This window comes from Micromonospora chalcea (assembly GCF_002926165.1).
GTDB classification, from domain to species: domain Bacteria; phylum Actinomycetota; class Actinomycetes; order Mycobacteriales; family Micromonosporaceae; genus Micromonospora; species Micromonospora chalcea.
In genome coordinates, this window is sequence record NZ_MAGP01000139.1 from 24,270 (window position 1) to 41,840 (window position 17,571).

Sequence of the window (17,571 nt, forward strand, 5' to 3'; positions counted from 1 at the left end):
CGTACGGTGCGTTCAGATCACTTGAACTCTGCGCTCGAGTACCGCTCGTCGGTGAGCGGGCTCGCCTTGACCCCGGTCACGTCCTTGCCGAACACGATCGCCGGCGGGGAGTGCGAGATCGGCACACCCGGCAGGAAGTCCATGATCGTCTTGTTCAGCGCCTTGTACTTCTCCGTCCGGGCCGCCACGTCGGCGGTGGTGTCGGCGTCCTTGAACTGCGCGAAGAGCGCGGGGTTGTTGAAGCCCCACTCGTCCTTCTGGCGGTCGAAGAAGGTGCCGATGAAGTTGTACGCGTCGCCGTAGTCACCGGTCCAGCCGAGGAAGTGCAGGTCGTGCTTGTTGCCGGAGGTGGTGGCGTTCAGGTAGTCCGGGCTCCACTTGAGCGGGATGGCCTGGACGTTGATGCCGACCGCCTTGAGGTCCGCCGAGAGCAGCTCGAAGATGTCCTTCGGGTTCGGCATGTACGGCCGGGTGACCTCGGTCGGGTAGTGGAACCGCAGCGTCAGGTTCGACGCGCCCGCCTCGGCCAGCAGAGCCTTGGCCTTGGCCGGGTCGTAGTCGTACTTGGTGACGTCGCCGTTCCAGCCCTCGACGGTGTCGGGGAAGAAGTTCATCGCGACCTTGGCGCCCGGGGGGAGCTTCGAGTCGACCAGGGCCTGCCGGTTCAGCGCGTGCGCGATGGCCTGCCGGACCTTGAGGTCGGCCAGCTTCGGGTTCCCCTTCTGGTTGATCGCCAGGTAGAGGATGTTGAAGGCGGGCCGGGTGAGGACGTTGAAGCCCTCCTTCTTCAGCGGCTCCACGTCCGCCGGGCCGACGAGGTCGTAGCCCTGGATGTCACCCGAGCGGAGCGCCTGCTTGCGGGCGTTCTCGTCCGAGATCGTCTTGAAGATGATGGTCTTCAGCTTGGCCTTTTCGCCGTGGTAGTCGTCGTTGCGCTCGATGGTGAGCGTCTTGTTCGCGATGTCCCACGCCTTGAACTTGAACGGGCCGGTGCCGGTCGGGTGCTCCATCGCGTACGCCGGGTACTTGATGTCCTCGGCGGTGCCGGTCACGTTGCTGGCGTCGTACTGCTCCATCGCCTTGGGGCTCTGGATCGAGAACGACGGCAGCATCAGCGCGGCCGGGATCTTGCTGGAGACCCGGGTGAACGTGAGGTCCACAGTGGTGGCGTCCTTGGCGGTGCAGGACTTGAAGAGGCTCGGCCCCAGCTCCGGGTCCTCGTTCTTGGCGAACCCGCCCATGACGTCCTGCCAGTACGCGGTCACGTCCGGGCTCTGCATGAGGCCCTTGGCGTTGTACCAGCGGTCGAAGTTGGCGCAGACGGCCTCGGCGTTGAAGTCGGTGCCGTCGTGGAACTTCACGCCCGAGCGGAGCTTGAAGGTCCAGGTGGTGCCCGCCGCGTCCGGCGTCCAGGACTCCGCGAGGCCCGGCGTCACCTTGGTGCCGCCCTCCTCCGGACGGACCAGCGTCTCGAAGACCTGGCGCGCCACGCGCAGCGACTCACCGTCGCTGGCGAAGCTGGGGTCGAGCACCTTCGGGTCTCCGGCGACGCCGAAGACGAGGGTGTCCTTCTTGCTATTTCCTCCGGAGCCGCTCTCACGGTCGCTCTCGGCGCAGCCTGCAACCGCGAGGGCCGCGACCGCGACGGCCGCGATTGCGACCTTCGGCCTGGATGCACGCATGGTGCTTCACCTCGTCCTTGGGGGTACGGACAACGTGGTGACAGGGTCACCGATGTGCGCAGACCTTAGCCCTCGGGTGGACGGCGCGGAAACGGGCGGGGGGCGGGTTGGTATCGAATCGTGTCTGTTCTGGATCGAGGCATTCGATTCGAAGGAGAACACTGCCTAGCGCCGAATTTTCGTCGGTTTGAAGGCCGAATTTATTACGTCGATCCGGTCCCGGACGCACGTTCGTGTCAGATCGGCGCGCGCCGGGTTCCAGCGCGCGAACACGTCCGGCGGGCACCCCGCAGGGCACCCGCCGGAAGCGACGCGGCACAACTCAGACGGCTCGGCGCCCCTCGAACGCGCGGCCCAGCGTGATCTCGTCGGCGTACTCCAGATCGCCGCCGACCGGCAGCCCACTCGCCAGCCGGGTCACCGCGATCCCCATCGGCTTGACCATCAGCGCCAGATAGGTGGCGGTCGCCTCGCCCTCGGTGTTCGGGTCGGTGGCCAGGATCAGCTCACGTACCGAACCACTGCCGAGGCGCGTCATCAGCTCACGGATCCGCAGGTTGTCCGGACCGATGCCCTCCAGCGGATTGATCGCGCCACCGAGCACGTGGTAGCGCCCGCGGAACTCCCCGGTCCGCTCGATCGCCACCACGTCCTTGGGCTCCTCGACCACGCAGAGCACCTCGTCGGTACGCCGGGGATCGCGGCAGATCCGGCACTGCTCCGACTCGGCCACGTTGTAGCAGGTCGTGCAGAACCGGACCAGGTCCTTGACCTTGCGCAGCGCGCCGGCCAGCCGGTTCACGTCGGCCGGATCCGCCGACAGCACATGGAACGCGATCCGCTGGGCGCTCTTCGGCCCCACGCCCGGCAGCCGGCCCAGCTCGTCGATCAGGTCCTGGATGGCACCCTCGTACATCTGCCGGCTCAGAACCCGGGCAGGCCGAGGCCGCCCATGCCGCCCGCGACCGGGCCCATCTTCTTCTCGGTCAGCTCGCGGGCCGCCTCGGCGGCGTTGTGCACGGCCGCGACCACCAGGTCCTCGAGCGTCTCGACGTCCTCCGGGTCGACCGCCTTCGGGTCGATCTTGATCGCCTTCAGCTCACCGGTGCCGGCGACTGTGGCGGTGACCAGGCCACCGCCGGCGGTGCCGGTCAGCTCCGCCTCGGCCAGCTCGGCCTGGGCCTTGGCGATCTGCTGCTGCATCTTCTGCGCCTGCTTCAGCATCTGCTGCATGTTCGGCTGTCCACCTGGGCGCACGGACCGCTCCTTCTTCCACTCGTCTGCTCGGCCGCGCCCAGCCTAGTCGGGCCACGGCGCAGCTCCTTCTCGGTCGGCGCGCGCTCAGCGCGCGTCCACCTCGTCGATCTTCTCGGCCCCGAACGTCTCACGCAGCAGCTGAACCGCCTGCTCCTCGCTCGACTGCCGGGCCGTCCGCTCGTCGATCACGTCGTCGAGCGGCTCGTCGCCCGGGTCGAACCCCTCGTAGGCCGGCGCCGCGGCGGGCGCCCGCCCACCCCGCACCGGGCCGTCGAAGTCCGGGTCGTAGGGCGGCTCGCCCGCCCATTCGGCGTCGGCCGTCTTCCGCGCCGGCTGCGCCGCGCGCGACCCCTTGCCGGGACCACCGCCGGCAGCAGCCGCCGCCGCTGCGGCACGCGCCGCCGCGATCGCGCTGTTCTTCGGCCCGCCGCCCCCCGGCCTCGCGCCACCGGCCGGCGCCGTCGGGGGTGCGGCAGGCTTGGGTACGGCGACAGGGGCGGTAGCGGTCGCCGTGCCCCCGCCCGGACGTGCCGCCGCCGGCCAGTCCTCCGCGTCGCCGGCGCTCGCGGCCGAGGCGGCAGCGGTCGCCGCGCCACCGGGCCGCACCGGCTCCGGCCAGTCGTCCTCGTCGGCCTGCCCGGCCGCGCCCTGACTGCCGAGGGTTCGGTTGCCCGTGGCACCGGCCGAGCCGGACACCGACTGTCCCGGGGCGTCGCCGAGACCGGCGGATGCCGGACGACCGGCAGCACCGGAGTCAGGACGGCCCGGTCCGGCGTCCGTCGAGCCCGGACGGCTCGCGTCGGGTGTGGTCGAGTGGAAGAAGTCGCCCGAGCTGCCGGAATCGGAGCGCGCCTGAGCGTTGACCGCCACTCCGGGGGCCGGGCGACCGGGTGGGGTGTCGGACGCCGGAGCCGTCGGAGCGGACGCCGGGCGGCCCGGGACGCTGTCGGACGGTGCGCGGTCGGGCGTGCTGTCGGTCTGCGCTCGTGCCGCGCCGGACGGGCGGGACGGGCCGCCGAGCGATGCGGCGCCGCGCTCGCCCGCCACCTCGCAGCGGATCTGCCAGCGACCGCCGAACTCCTCGTAGAGCGCGTCGGTCAGCACGGCCGCGTGGTCGGCCATCATCTTCGCCAGCACCGTCGACTTCACGGTCAGCACGAGCGTGTCGCCGTCCAGGTCGCGCACCACCGCGTCCCGCATCAGCGCGGCGATCCGCTTGTTGCTCCGGTTCACCTTGCCTACCACCTCGGGCCAGACCCGGCGCACCGCCACCGCGTCGAGCGCCCCCGGATTCGCCGCGCCGGGGCGGGGCGGCTCGGGCGTGGCGGGGTCGGGCATCACCGCAGACGGCGGCACCGGGCGTCGGGCGGGGGCCTGACCGGAAGTCGTCGGGCCGGCAGTTGACCGCTCGGAGGCCGACGCGGAGAACCCGGCATCCGTGCCGGGGTGAGTTCCGGCAGCCGCTGTCGCCTCGGTCGTCGACGAGCCGGAATCGGCAGCGGCCGGGCCGGCGTCGGCAGCCGCACCGGCCGGGGCGGGACGGGAGCCGGTAGCCCCGACGGCAGAGCCCGGGCGGGAACCGGGCGCGGCGCTGCGGGAACCGGCAGCGGCGGCTACGGCGGCACGTGCGGCGGCGGCACCGGTCGGGGCACCGGGAGCCGCCGGCGTGCCGGCGGTGTCCGGGTGGACCGCGGCGGCAGCCGCGCCCGGGGCGGGAGCCGCCGGGCGTACCTCAGGGGTCTGGGTGGGGTGCGCGGACGGCGACGGCTCGACGCCGCCCAGCGTCAGCCGGCGTTCCATCCGCTCCAGGCGCTGGAGCAGGCCGCCGGACGAGTCGTCCGCGCCGGGCAGCAGCATCCGGGCGCAGATCAGCTCCAGCAGCAGCCGGGGCGCCGTGGTGCCGCGCATCTCGACCAGGCCGTTGTGCACGATGTCCGCGCAGCGGGACAGCGTGGCCGGGCCAAGGCGCTGCGCCTGGGCGGCCATCCGCTCGATCTGGTCGGCCGGGCCGTCGATGAGGCCCTTGGCGGCGGCATCCGGCACCTGCTGGAGCACGATCAGGTCGCGGAGGCGTTCCAGCAGGTCGGAGGCGAAGCGGCGCGGGTCGTGGCCGGCCTCGGCGACCCGGTCGACAGTGGCGTACGCGGCGGCGCCGTCACCGGCGGCGAGCGCGTCGCACATCTCGTCGATCAGCGCCGAGTCGGTGACGCCGAGCAGCGCGGCGGCCCGGGCGTAGCCGACACCCTCCGGGCCGGCGCCGGCGATGAGCTGGTCGAGTACGGAGAGGCTGTCCCGGGCGCTGCCGCCACCGGCGCGGACCACCAGCGGGAAGACAGCCGGGTCGACAGTTACGCCCTCGGCCTCGCAGAGCTGCTCAAGGTAGGGACGGAGCACCTTCGGCGGGATCAGCCGGAACGGGTAGTGGTGGGTCCGCGACTTGATCGTGCCGAGGACCTTCTCCGGTTCGGTGGTGGCGAAGATGAACTTGACGTACTCCGGGGGCTCCTCGACCAGCTTCAGCAACGCGTTGAAGCCGGCCGACGAGACCATGTGCGCCTCGTCGATGACGTAGATCTTGAAGCGGCTACGGGCCGGCGCGAAGAACGCCTTCTCCCGCAGCTCACGGGCGTCGTCCACACCACCGTGGCTGGCCGCGTCGATCTCGATCACGTCGATCGAGCCGGCGCCGTCGGTCGCGAGCGAACGGCAGGACTCGCACTGCCCGCACGGCTCGGGCGTGGGGCCCTGCTCACAGTTGAGCGAGCGGGCCAGGATCCGGGCGCTGGAGGTCTTGCCGCAACCCCGGGGGCCGGAGAAGAGGTACGCGTGGTTCAACCGGCCGCTGCGCAGCGCCTGCGACAACGGCTCGGTGACGTGATCCTGGCCGATGATCTCGGCGAACGTCCGCGGCCGGTACTTGCGGTAAAGGGCCAGTGCCACCCGTCCCGCCTCCTCTCGACCGAGCCATTCTGCGCCGGTCGGCCCCGGGTGACCACCCACCACCCCGTGACCCGACCCGCAGCGACGTTACCCGGCCCGGGAGACAGAAAGGCCTCCCGTGCACCCGGCAGAGCTCGCTTATCCTTGCTGCCTTCCGGCCCTGGGGAGGTTCACGAGGTACCGCCGCACGGGAGGTGACGCCAAGCCTACCCGAAGGGTTGTGGATCTTCCGGGAGGGTGGGGTGGCCCGCCGTCGGGAGACCTGTATCCTGGCTCGCGGAGGATTCGCCTAGAGGCCTAGGGCGCACGCTTGGAAAGCGTGTTGGGTTTACACCCTCACGAGTTCGAATCTCGTATCCTCCGCTCGCTTGAGCAGGAAAAACGACCGGGCCAGCCCAGCTAGGGCTGGCCCGGCGTCGTGCCTGGGGCCACCTCGTCTCACTTGTCGTTTCGTTCGCACCCTGCTGCGGCTCGCTGACGGCCCCCTCCTCCGCCAGCTACGTGATCGAGGGACCACCGTCAGGATGAACGGCTCCCAGAACTGACCCCGAGCGTCGGAGACCGCAGCACGTGCCAGGTGCCGGGTAGGCCCAGCGGCCACTCCCGCTGCTTCGGTCCTCCGCCCCCGCTTCCCGGGACGAGATAACGGCCAGGTTGCTCGCCGCCATTCGAATCGATTTAATGGCGTCATGCACGAACTGCAAGGAGCGCCCCCGCAACGGGACCCCGACGAATCTCCACCAGATCCACTCAGAGAAAAGCTGCACAGTTGGCTTAATGACCAGGGCTACCCGCTCGAACTTCGAACGGCTAGAGCCTTCCAGGGCAGGGGTCGAGTCCAACAATCCGACTACTATTACGATACCGACGCTCAGTGCTACCGAGAGATCGACGTGCGCGTCACACTGCAGGCGGACTCCGAAAACCTTTTGAGCTGGCTTGAAGTCGCTCTTTGCATAGAGGCGAAGAGCGCCCCCGATAAGCCCTGGGTCCTCTTTAGCGGAGAGGAGCAGCCCTTGCACCCGATCGCTGCGGCATTGCAGCGAATATCCTCACCGGCGGCGCGAGACTGGCTAGGAGCGGCTGCACTGCGCCGCAGCGTTCAAAACCTTCCTCTTCTGAGAGTAGAGGATCATCCGGGTCACAACCTCATTCGAGCCTCTCTCGGCCCGAATCAACGGGAAGACGTTGCATATAAAGCTACTCTCTCCGCCGTTAAAGCCGCGCATTGGACGGCAAAGGAGGCTAGCGAGAACCCTGACGAGAGGGTATCTCTAGTCGCCTTCCCCGTCGTAGTGATCGATGCACCCCTGTTTAAATGCAGTCTTGATAGCAGTTCAGGCGAACTGAAGCTCTGGCGTGTCGATTGCGGAACACTGGTGTGGCGAAACTCGGTCACGCCAGCCAATCAGGGCCATACAATAGTTCACGTCGTGACCGAGCCGGCCATACAAGGCTTTGCCGACAACGCCAGCCAGACTCTTGAAGGACTCGGCGCAGCCTACAGGAAACATGAAGGGAGGAAAAAGGGGAAAAGGAAGTGAGTTCGGTGCTGGTCAGCGCAGGCGCCGGCATTCCCCGTCCGCTTCTCGCAGGCACTCCTCACCCGGTGCCCAGCTGGTCCCGCCGCCGCTTCAAGTACGCCGTCTCCGCGCTGTTCCCCGCCAGCTCGATCGCCCGCTCGTACGCCTCCCGCGCCTCCCCACCCCGCCCGATCCGCCGCAGCAGCTCGGCCCGCGTCGCGTGGTACGCGTGATATCCCTCCAGCGGCAACCCGTCCACCTCGGCGAGCGCGACCTGCGGCCCATCCAGTTCGGCGACCGCCACGGCCCGGTTGAGTCGCACGATCGGCGACGGGTCGACGCGTACCAAGTGGTCGTAGAGCGCGGCGACCTGCGACCAGTCGGTGTCCCGCGCGTCGCGGGCGTCGGTGTGTACGGCGTTTATCGCGGCGAGGATCTGGTAGCGGCCCGGCGGCCGTCCGGCGGCGATGCACGCGCGGACCAGGGCGTGGCCCTCGGCGATGAGGTCGCGGTCCCAGGCGCTGCGGTCCTGCTCGGCGAGGACGACGAGTTCGCCGGTCGCGGAGACCCGGGCGGGCCGGCGGGCCTCGGTCAGCAGCATCAGCGCCAAGAGACCGGTGACCTCGTGGTCGTCGGGCAGCAGCGTACGGACCAGCCGGGTGAGCCGGATCGCCTCGCCGGTCAGGTCGGCGCGCACCGCCTCCTTGTCGGGGTCGGAGGCGAGGTAGCCCTCGTTGAAAACCAGATAGAGAACGGCGAGCACGCCGGTGACGCGGGCCGGCAGGTCCTCGCGGGACGGCACCCGGTACGGGATCCCGGCCGCCTTGATCTTCGTCTTGGCCCTGGTGATCCGCCGGCTCATGGCGGCTTCCTGAACCAGGTACGCCCGGGCGATCTCCGGCACTGTGAGTCCGCCGACCAGGCGCAGCGTCAGCGCCACCCGCGCTTCCATGGCCAGCGCCGGATGGCAGCAGGTGAAGATCAGGCGGAGCCGGTCGTCGTCGATGACACCGAGCGGTTCCGGCACGTCGGTCAGCATCAGCGCCTCCCGGTGCTTGTCCTCCCGCCGGCTCTCGCGCCGGATCCGGTCGACGGCCCTGCGGTACGCGACTGTGGTGAGCCACGCGCCGGGGTTCGGCGGTACGCCGTCGGCCGACCAGCGTTCGACGGCGGCGGCGAACGCCTCGGCGGTCATCTCCTCGGCCACGTCGAGATCGCCGATGCGCCGGGCGAGCGTGGCGACCACCCGGGCCCACTCCTCGCGGTGGACCCGGGTGAGCGCCTCGCCGATGTCTGTCACGCGGTCAGGAACGGCCGCAGCTCGACCCGCCTGTTGCACCGCTGCGACGCCAGCGCGGCGAGCGGGAGCGCCACGTCGAAGTCCGGCGCCTCGACGATCCAGAATCCGCCGACGTACTCCTTCGTCTCCACGTAGGGGCCGTCGGTGAACACCGGGTTCCCGTCCCGCGCGTCCACGACTGTGGCCGTCTCCGGTGCCGCGAGCCCACCGGCGAAGACCCAGTGGCCGTCGGCGCGCAGCCGCTCGTTGAACTCACCGATCGCGGCCATCTCCGCCTCGGTGGCCGAGCCGGTCGTGTCGTCGAGTACGGAGATCAGGTACTGCGCCATCGGTTCCTCTTTTACTATCGTCGGCCGCCGTCACCCCGGCTACGAACGCCTCCACCCCGATCCGACCACCTCCGCCGAGATCGACCAGGCGATTCTCGTACGCGAACGCCGAGGCCGCTGCCGACGGCGTGAGGACGGCCGACAATCGTCGGTATGGCCGACGAGCGTCCCCTGTACGAGCGAGATCCGGCAGCCTGGCAGGCCCACCTCGCCGAGGGCAACGCGCGGCAGCCCCGGAAGCGGGTGGGAGCCGACGTACTGCTGCGCAACGGTGACGGCGACATCCTGTTGGTAGATCCGCGCTACAAGCCGGACTGGGACCTGCCGGGCGGCATGGCGGAGGCGAACGAGCCGCCGCACCTGCCCGCCGAGCGGGAGGTGCGCGAGGAGTTGGGTCTCGAACTGCGCGTCGGACCGTTGCTGGCGGTGGACTGGGTCGCACCGCACGGCCCGTGGGACGACAGCCTGATGTTCATCTTCGACGGCGGTGCACTGCCTCCCGCCGAGCCGTTGAAACCGGCTGACGGCGAACTGGCCGACGCACGATTCGTCGCGCTCGATGATGCGCAGGCGCTGCTTCGCCCGTACGTTTGGCATCGGCTGCGTCACGCGGTGGCCGCGCTGAGCGACGGACGCCCGAGATATCTGACCAACGGAACCGCCTGAGACCGTCGTACACATGTTCCATCCACAGCCTGTGGACGCCGAGAGGACCGGATGAGTTACCAGCTCAGCGCCGTGGTCGCCGACGTCGAGCTGCTACGCGAGCAGACCGCCGACCTGGACCACGCGGTACTCGCCGCGCTCCGTCAGGACTTCGCGCTGCTGCCGGTGACCCCGCAACTGGTGCAGGAACTGACCGGCGGGCTGCCGGACTTCGCCACCGACGAGCCGCGCGCCGAGCGTCCGTTCCGGCTGGTGCTCTCGCCGCCGCTGGCGGAGGTGATGGCCCGCTGGTCCACCAGCGGGCCGGTCGCGTACCTGGAGGCGGAGTTCGCGGGCGGGCTGGGCCACCAGTCGGCGGTGGTGTGGCTGGGCGGCGAGGTGAGCTGGGGGCCGCGGTACGACGCCGCGCTGGACCGGCCGCGTACCGAGTGGCCGATCAACACGGCGCTGGCCAGGCTGGGCGCGGAGCCGGGCGCGTGGATCGACCCGTTCGCGGAATTGGGCCTGCACCTGGAGCGCGACACCGACGGCTGGCTGACGCACGGCCGGCGCGGGCTGTCCGCCGACTACTGGGACGAGCTGGCCGAAGAGTGGGAACTTCGCCAATCCGGCCAGCACCAGCAACCTCATCGCCCCGGTCCCGTTGGTGACTGGGGGATTGCATGAAATTACGACAATTCGGCTTTATTGCCGTACTGCTTGCTGCCGCATCAGTGGCGGGCAGCGGCGTTCATCCACAGTGGCCGGCCCGGCCCGTCGGCGCCGCCCAGGTGGTCAGCCTGGAGGGCCTGCGCGACGCGGAGTTCGGCGCCACCGAGGCGGACCTGACCCGCCGCGGCGTGCTGCGCGCCGACGAGGAGGCCTGCGGGCCCGCACTCGTCGGACACGGGGCGGTCAGCCCGATCTTCGTCGACGACCGGCTCGTCCTGCTCTGGCTGGACGACCCGATGAGCACACCCGAGGGCATCAGCGCCGGCACGCCGATCGGCGAGGTCCGCGCCGCGTACCCCGGCGCCACCGACCTGCCGGCGCCGCCCGGCAGTCACCGCTTCGCCGGGCTGCTCGCCCGCGACGGCGACCGCGCGTACCTGTTCCTGCACGACGGCGTCACCGTCCGCGAGATCATCGCCGGGTACGCGGACTGGGCCCGCCGCCTCTTCGACGAGGGCTACGGCCCCTGCTGAAATTCACGTCACGGTGAACCGTCGAGACGGCTTCCGCATCCACGAGCCTTTTCCAAAATCATCTTGCAGCTCAGGACGGGTGCGGCAGGCCCGGTGATCGATGGGTGCGAGGCTCCAGGTAGGAGAGCTGTCGACCAAGACTCGAAGCCCCGACCGGGAGCCTCGCCATGATGTCCTACCCCGCCACGATTCCGTTGTCCAGCCGCACCCGGAACCACCTCGAACGGATCCGCGGCCACCGTAAACAGCGCCGATCCCGATGGCGGCGCCTGGAACCCGGCCGGCAGGCGCTGCTCGCTCTCGCCCACCTGCGTAACGGCGACACCTACACCCGACTCGCGGCCGGCTTCGAGGTCGGCCTCGCCACCACCTGGCGCTACGTGCAAGAAGCGATAGTCCTGCTCGCAACGGCCGCCAATGACCTGGCCACCGCCATGGAACGGATCCGCCGACTGGCGTACGCAATCCTGGACGGCACCCTGATTCCGATCGACCGGGTCGCGGACCAGAAGCCGTACTACTCGGGAAAACACAAGCACCACGGCGTGAACGTGCAGGTCATCGCCGATGCCGCTGGCCGGCTCGCCTGGGCCTCACCGGCGCTGCCCGGTTCGGTCCATGACCTGACCGCAGCCCGAACCCACGGCATCATCGCGGCGCTGACCCCGGCAGACGTGATGACCTTCGCCGATAAGGGCTACCAAGAAGCCCTCGGCAGCGTGCGCACCCCGTTCAAACGGCGCCGCTTCCGCCCGAAGCTGTCACGCCGGCAGAAGGCCGTGAACCGCGCCCACGCAAAAATCCACGCTCGCGGCGAACACGCGATCGCCACCCTCAAGACCTGGAAAATCCTGAACAAGCTGCGCTCCTGCCCACGGCGAGCGACCCCGATCGTGCAGGCCATCCTCGTTCTGCACCACGTCGAAGCCAACCGTCATGCAGGATGAAAAGGGCTCCACGGTTGAGTCCTCCTCCGCCACTCAAGAGGCAGTTGATGGTGGCAGCTTCATCCACACCCGGCAAGGACAACCTTCCCCACCCAGCCCCCCAACGTCGAGTAGCCCGGGCCTAGGCATGGGTGGGTCGTGCCTCGATTGGGACGTCGGCTTCCCCAGATGGCAAGAGCTTACTGCGCTTGGTGCCAGCGGTACGCCCACATGGCGTACGCAGGGCCCCGGCAAAGTTGTTAGGTGATGCCGAGGAGGGCCAGTGTCCGGCTGCTGTCGCGGGCGTGGTGCCGGTTGGCGGCGGCGATGTTGGTGACCCCGGCGAGGCGTAGGGCGCCGATGGCGGCGTTGCGTAGGGCGGCCATGACCTACGGTCCGGTGCCGGTACGGATCTGGCTGCGGTCTTCGTCGTAGGTGACATCGCGGACCCAGTGGATTTTGTTTTCGATGGACCAGTGGCCGCGGATCCACACGGCCAGTTGATCCGGTTTCGCCTGGTGGACGTGCAGATCGGTGATGGCGTAGACGGTCTCGGTGGTGAAGCGTTTCGGCTCATCGAGGCGTCGCCGTCGGCGGCGGACCTGGATGGCCTGGGCGGCGTGTGGGAAGTCGATGCCGGTGGCGATCGTCAGGATCTTGCACGTGCGGATCTCGCGGCGGCCGTGCCCGCGGTCGTCGTGGCGGGTGGCGTCGGGGACGGCCCGCCAGGGCAGGCCGGCGAGTTGGGCGTGCAGGTGGGGCTGGTTGGCTTTGACGGTCAGGATCCAGTGCGCGCCGCGTTCGGCGAGGTAGGCGACGTGTTCGCGCTGGCAGTGCAGCGCGTCGGCGGTGATCACCGTGTCGCGCAGGTCGCCGATCTGGTCGAGCAGCGGCCGGAAGCGGGTGATCTCGTTGGTCTTACCGTCGACGTCGGTGCTGGCCAGGACCACACCGGTGCCCTGATCACAGGCGGCCATCACGTGATCGGCGGCGGTGACGGCGGTGCGGGATCCGCGTAGCGTCTTGCCGTCGACCGCGATCGCCCGCAGGCTGCCCGAGGCGCTGGTCGTGGCCCGGCCGACGAGCCAGCCGCTGATCGCCGTGGTCAGCACATCCGGGTCCAGGGCCTGCAGTAACCGGCGGATCATCGTCTCCGACGGGCGCCGGTCAGCGGCGATACCCAGCGCCTCGGCCGTCTCGTCCGGGACGTCGGCCACCCACTCCGCGATCGCGGAGTACGAGCGGTAGCCGGCTACCACGGCACACACCACCGCGGTCACCACCACAACCGATGCCGCACACCGCGGCGAGCCCGTGGATCAGGCACTCCGGCCAGTGCTGCGGGCAGCCCGCCAGCGGTTTCGGACACAGTCAGAGCCGGTGCATCGGACAAAGACGAGATCAGCGATGATGGCAGAGCGGGCATGACTCACTTCGGATCGATCACCGTGGCGTAGGAACCTTGATGATCTTCTGAGCCGGTCATGCCCGTCTTGCTGCCACCAACGCTGGCGCTTCTACTCCAGAAGCCTCAAGTCGGACAGCGTCACGACTTTGCCGAGGCCCTGATGGCGTACGTGGACGGATCACAAGCGGCGACTTGGTTCATGGACCCCGAGACGTTCACGGCAACGACAATGGTCTACTACAGGTGCGATGGTTGTTCGGGACTGATGATTGCCTCCGTTGAGGCCGACAGCTATCCGGATAGCGAGAGGGTTAGCGACACCCTATCCTTCTTCTGCGACCTCGCGAATTCTTGTGGTGGCCCCCGGCCGGAACCACTGCAGGGAGCTTCCCCGACGTGCCTGAACGAATAGGAGGTGCGGCATCGGAGGAACACCGCTGCGCGGAAAGCCTGAACCTGCGGGGAGCTGCCTAACTGCACGTTCCATAATTGAGGAAACCGCCAAGGAGAAGGGCATCGAAAACAGCGGGTTGGCGGCGAAGATTGACGAAATGGGCAACCAAGAACTCATGAGAAAACGTCAGACAGGCGGCCCATGAAGTGCGCCGCCTCGGAAACGAGATGACGCACGGAGACTTCGTCGATCCCGCGGCACCGGAAGATGACGATCTCGTCTTGGCGCTCATGACCGAAGTACTTGCCGAGCCCTTTCGATCCCCCGCAAAGGTGGCCAGAGCCCGAGCAGCCTGCGCCACAAAAAGCCAGGCCCTCGGGCCTTAACCCTCACCTGCCGGGCATCCCCTGAATTCGCCCCATCAAAACTCGTCATTAAGGCGTTGGGCCGTTGAGCTCGCCGAACGCGCCGCAACGCCTTGGTCGCCAAGGCCAAGCAGCGGCGGCTGATCGGCCAGAACGGTGGTCAGCACGAGACGAAGCACATCGAAACGGCGAGTTACCTCACGCTTGAGCTCGGACTCAACCTCGCGTAAAGCCCTTTGCACCCAGGCTCTGGCACGATTAGCGTCTACACTATTGATGTTGCTCCATTGCCGATAGCAACCGTCGGCGAGAGCTAGACCGACCGGCGGCAGGATGCCGCTATCGGAGTCCGAGGGGAAAACGCCAAGGGCTTCTACCGCACCGAGTCCGGAGAGGCCAGCTATCGCTCCTGAACTGGTGACGAGCAGCTGCCTGTTTAGTTTTTCGCCGCGGTGGTCCGCAAAGCGCTGACGCACGGCGGTGGTCAACCCTTCCGTCACGATGTCGCTCAAGGCGGTTTCACCAAAGACATGGGTAAGATCTTGCAAAATATCCTGTACCCGCCCGTCGCACGCCGCTGTCGCAAACAGGGACAGGGCGTGCAATTCGCGATCGAGCAGACCCGGAAATCCAGAGCGCTCCCCACCGAACATCAACTCATGTGTGCAGCGCAGGTGGATGTTGGCCAACTCCAGGGCAAGAGCTTGCCCTACCCATCGAGCACCCATTCCAGCCGCGCGATTAAGTCGCTCGATCCAGTGCGTTCTGTCTATGTCGGTGGCCGTGATGTTGGCGGCGGCAACCCGGTTCGTCCATTCAGGACCGGAGACGATAGGCGGCAGAACGTCGCTTGACCGGCGAATACCGTCGTCAGCAGCCCAAGCAACCAGAGCGCGGCGCAACTGTGCGATGTCATTGGTTCCCGGGTCCACTACGAACCACCGCGCGTCGGTTAGCGCTGGCACGGCGGCCAGCAGTGCTGCCCGCTGAGCGGCGAGAGCCGCTGAGGTCTGCTTAACCCCGTCCGGCTTGGCCGGCCCCGCAGCCGTGCACCAGCCGTCGTCGGCTCTCGGCGTCACAACAAAGCTCGTAACCACGGGCCCGCTCGCCACCTTCGCCAGTAGGTCCAGATCTGCCGGATCGAACGGCTGATCGGCCGAGGTGACGTAGAGAAGAGCACCGCCGCGCCTTGCAGCATCGAGCGCCACTCGGCGCCCAGCGAGGCCGAGCATCTCGTTGTCTGCCGTATACACGAGCTCGAAGTGCCGTAGTAACGACTGTGGGAGGGTTAGCTCAATCCGCCGCGGCGGCCGCGCCAGGGTCTGACCTGTCGGGTCTTCGTAGGGCTGAGGGGCGCGATGGCCAGGAACATAGGCCAAGACGCCAGTCTCATTTCCATATTTCAGAACGATTGAGCTATCCGGCGCCACCGGCAGGTCCAGCTCCGGCATGCCGAGCAGCGCCCCAACCACGGCCCGACGCCTGCTACGCCTAGGACCGACCACCACCGCGAAGGGTCGATTCGACCCGGGGAAGGTGGCCACGCTGGGCGACTGCGCCGGTCTCGCGGGTCTCTCGAGCAGTACCTGCTCAGCTTGCCCGACGTAGCCGAGATCAAAGAAGAGCCGCGAAAGCTCAATAGCCGCGGTTTCCGGGTCACCGGGCTGCACCGGATTACTCATTCGGCGGCGGAGGTCGACGATCTTACGCACGACCTCTACGTGCTCTCGCCGCCCGTCCTGGCCAGGCTGGGCATCGCGTTTGCCGAGCGAAGAGCGCTTTAGCAACTCGTCGAACTCTCTGTCACTCTTTTTCATCCGGTTCCCCTCCCCACTGCTTGTTCAGTTTCTCCTTCATGCGCCATCGACGTAGCACACCCTCAACGGCTCGAACAGACGTCTCGCCGAGGAGATCGGCAATCTCTTGCTGGGTGTAGCCATCGATAGTGAGCGCAACGATTGCGCGAGTGCGCTCGTCAAGGCGCTTAAGGGCGGCACACACACGGATTTTGCCCAGCGCAAGCACCGCCGGGTCGGAGGTGACATCCTCATCCGGCTCGATCAGCGCCCAGTGCTCATTATTTTGCAGCGACCACCTCTTACGCTGGGACCGCCACTTGCGCAGCTCATTCGGGAATATGTACAAGCAAGTGCCAATAAAGTAGGTGGAAAGACTGGCACCCGCCTCAACGCGCCATCCACCCCTGATCAGGGCGTCCTCGCGGAAACGGATCAACGCGAGGGCTACGGTCATAATTGCCAACTCATCCCGTGCGTCAGCGTCCCTGAACAGCTCCTCCAGCTCGGCGTCGCTGGGGTGCAGTGTGAACCCCTGGGCGGCCGTGAGGCGGAAGATGTAGCCGGAGTGCATCAAGCCCTGCAGCACCGACAAACCGTAGGCGGCCAGTTCGTCCTCGAACCTTCGGTAGCGCGGGCCGGTAAAGTTGCAGGCAGTTAACTCATGGAGCACCTGCCGGTCGGCTCTACGGCGAGCCATCGTCTCGTCCAGACTGCTCCCGTTGACGAGCTGCGGAGCCATGTTGGTATACGCATCGAAGGGCACCGCTTCGTAGCCCGCGGGGCCGAGTTGGTTCGAGGGCTGCACCATGGCAGGACTCACGCGTGCTGATGGCTTCTCACCCCCCGCCTTGCCGACGCCCATCACTGCCCGCTTCCTCCGGTTGTCTCGTTTCGCCCTGCGGTTGCAGGTTCAGTCCCCATCGGTCAGTGCTTGTAGGTGGGTCCTTGCCATGTAGCCCACGGAAATTCTCGAACTTCTTGCGTGATCTTCACCGTGATCGGTAATCCACTGCTCTGCGTGGGGCAGGGCACTAATCGCCACCTATGAGCCGGTGTCCGTTCATCACCTTTGGGAGGCTGCTGTGACCCCGTCTCCGCCCCGTCCGCTACTGACGGTCCGCGCCGCTGTAGTGCTATTGCTGGCACTCCTCGTCGGCCTGCTTGCCGGTGCACTGTCATTCTTGAACGATCGCTCCGTTCCGACAGCTGTGCTGTTGGGCGGTGGCGCAGCCGGCGGCGCACTGCTCTTGTTCCACACGGTGATCGAGTGGTGAGCATCGACGGGTCCCTTCCGCTGCAGCGCCAGATGGCGTCTAGCAGAATCTCCGAGTGCATATATAGTCATTCACTTATCACGACGCCCTAAATGGTGGGCTTGATGGCGAACAACCAGCTATTAGACCCTTGGCGGCGCTTTGAGGGGTTCCGCACTTCACTGTGTCGCCGCCGATAGACCGTGGGGTCGCGGGCAGGCTACCTCACGCCTGCGGCACGCCCTCGGCATCGATCAAGGTGGCGGCACCTCGACCAGGGTCCGCGCGCACCACAAACGATCACGTCATGACCGTGCAGTCCATCGCCAACGCCACTGGCGCGCAGAAGATGATCAACCGTACACGCGAGGTTCCCCGTTCGCGACGAGTCGAGCCATCGCCACGATAGAAGGCGAAAAAATATGGGTCTTGTGACGGATGTGTGGGTCGGGTGTTCATGGGCGGGGTAGTTCGGGTCGGTGGCCGCCGAGGCTGAGCATGGCCATGGCAATGAGGGCTTCGGATGAGTGGAAGCCGAAGGCCAT

At 67.8% G+C, this 17,571-nt stretch carries 15 protein-coding genes, 1 tRNA gene and 1 other RNA gene; 6 read left to right on the forward strand and 11 right to left on the reverse strand.

Annotated elements, in window-relative coordinates:
* Positions 1-17: 17 nt before the first annotated feature.
* From BAW75_RS23430 to ffs, 5 genes are all read right to left on the reverse strand, one after another.
* Positions 18-1,682, reverse strand: coding sequence for an ABC transporter substrate-binding protein (locus BAW75_RS23430; RefSeq protein ID WP_104114940.1), 1,665 nt, complete (start codon positions 1,680-1,682; stop codon positions 18-20).
* A gap of 322 nt (positions 1,683-2,004) precedes the next feature.
* On the reverse strand, positions 2,005-2,598 hold the full coding sequence (recR, locus tag BAW75_RS23435; RefSeq protein WP_069088852.1) for a recombination mediator RecR: 594 nt from the start codon (positions 2,596-2,598) through the stop codon (positions 2,005-2,007).
* A gap of 8 nt (positions 2,599-2,606) precedes the next feature.
* Entirely contained in the window at positions 2,607-2,915 is a 309-nt protein-coding gene (locus tag BAW75_RS23440) for a YbaB/EbfC family nucleoid-associated protein (protein WP_030502117.1), read from the reverse strand.
* A 108-nt stretch (positions 2,916-3,023) separates the two neighbouring features.
* The gene (locus BAW75_RS23445) at positions 3,024-5,879 is read right to left on the reverse strand and encodes a DNA polymerase III subunit gamma and tau (protein WP_104114941.1); all 2,856 of its coding nucleotides are present in this window, start codon (positions 5,877-5,879) and stop codon (positions 3,024-3,026) included.
* 107 nt (positions 5,880-5,986) lie between these two features.
* An RNA gene (gene ffs / locus BAW75_RS23450) (signal recognition particle sRNA small type) lies at positions 5,987-6,076 on the reverse strand.
* 81 nt (positions 6,077-6,157) lie between these two features.
* On the opposite strand from ffs, the gene BAW75_RS23455 reads away from it, so the two are divergent.
* Positions 6,158-6,242 (forward strand) — tRNA-Ser (locus tag BAW75_RS23455).
* 326 nt (positions 6,243-6,568) lie between these two features.
* Positions 6,569-7,423, forward strand: a complete 855-nt coding sequence (locus BAW75_RS32140) for a hypothetical protein (protein ID WP_146074892.1) — start codon at positions 6,569-6,571, stop codon at positions 7,421-7,423.
* Positions 7,424-7,481: 58 nt separating this feature from the next.
* Here the strand turns inward: BAW75_RS32140 and BAW75_RS23460 are convergent, their stop codons facing one another.
* On the reverse strand, positions 7,482-8,702 hold the full coding sequence (locus BAW75_RS23460; protein WP_104114942.1) for an RNA polymerase sigma factor: 1,221 nt from the start codon (positions 8,700-8,702) through the stop codon (positions 7,482-7,484).
* Entirely contained in the window at positions 8,699-9,031 is a 333-nt protein-coding gene (locus BAW75_RS23465) for a YciI family protein (RefSeq protein ID WP_104114943.1), read from the reverse strand. Before BAW75_RS23465 ends, BAW75_RS23460 begins: the two co-directional genes overlap by 4 nt.
* Before the next feature lie 153 nt (positions 9,032-9,184).
* Between BAW75_RS23465 and BAW75_RS23470 the strand changes: the two genes are divergently transcribed.
* The 4 genes from BAW75_RS23470 to BAW75_RS23490 all read left to right on the forward strand — a co-directional run bounded on the left by BAW75_RS23470 (position 9,185) and on the right by BAW75_RS23490 (position 11,828).
* Positions 9,185-9,697, forward strand: coding sequence for an NUDIX domain-containing protein (locus BAW75_RS23470; protein ID WP_104114944.1), 513 nt, complete (start codon positions 9,185-9,187; stop codon positions 9,695-9,697).
* A gap of 51 nt (positions 9,698-9,748) precedes the next feature.
* Positions 9,749-10,363, forward strand: a complete 615-nt coding sequence (locus BAW75_RS23475) for a hypothetical protein (protein ID WP_104114945.1) — start codon at positions 9,749-9,751, stop codon at positions 10,361-10,363.
* Positions 10,360-10,881: a hypothetical protein gene (locus BAW75_RS23480; protein ID WP_043327830.1), complete on the forward strand. Its 522-nt coding sequence runs from the start codon at positions 10,360-10,362 to the stop codon at positions 10,879-10,881. The genes BAW75_RS23475 and BAW75_RS23480 overlap by 4 nt, the downstream gene beginning before the upstream one ends.
* Before the next feature lie 167 nt (positions 10,882-11,048).
* On the forward strand, positions 11,049-11,828 hold the full coding sequence (locus BAW75_RS23490) for a transposase family protein (RefSeq protein ID WP_104114946.1): 780 nt from the start codon (positions 11,049-11,051) through the stop codon (positions 11,826-11,828).
* A gap of 239 nt (positions 11,829-12,067) precedes the next feature.
* Here the strand turns inward: BAW75_RS23490 and BAW75_RS33250 are convergent, their stop codons facing one another.
* The 4 genes from BAW75_RS33250 to BAW75_RS23505 form a co-directional block, all read right to left on the reverse strand.
* On the reverse strand, positions 12,068-12,193 hold the full coding sequence (locus tag BAW75_RS33250; RefSeq protein ID WP_275937809.1) for a hypothetical protein: 126 nt from the start codon (positions 12,191-12,193) through the stop codon (positions 12,068-12,070).
* Positions 12,194-12,196: 3 nt separating this feature from the next.
* Positions 12,197-13,087: an ISAs1 family transposase gene (locus BAW75_RS23495; protein ID WP_244206236.1), complete on the reverse strand. Its 891-nt coding sequence runs from the start codon at positions 13,085-13,087 to the stop codon at positions 12,197-12,199.
* Positions 13,088-14,030: 943 nt separating this feature from the next.
* Entirely contained in the window at positions 14,031-15,791 is a 1,761-nt protein-coding gene (locus BAW75_RS32145) for a hypothetical protein (RefSeq protein ID WP_146074893.1), read from the reverse strand.
* Positions 15,778-16,635 (reverse strand): RNA polymerase sigma factor, encoded by an 858-nt coding sequence (locus tag BAW75_RS23505; protein WP_146074894.1) that lies wholly within the window; start codon positions 16,633-16,635, stop codon positions 15,778-15,780. The genes BAW75_RS32145 and BAW75_RS23505 overlap by 14 nt, the downstream gene beginning before the upstream one ends.
* Positions 16,636-17,571 lie beyond the last annotated feature (936 nt).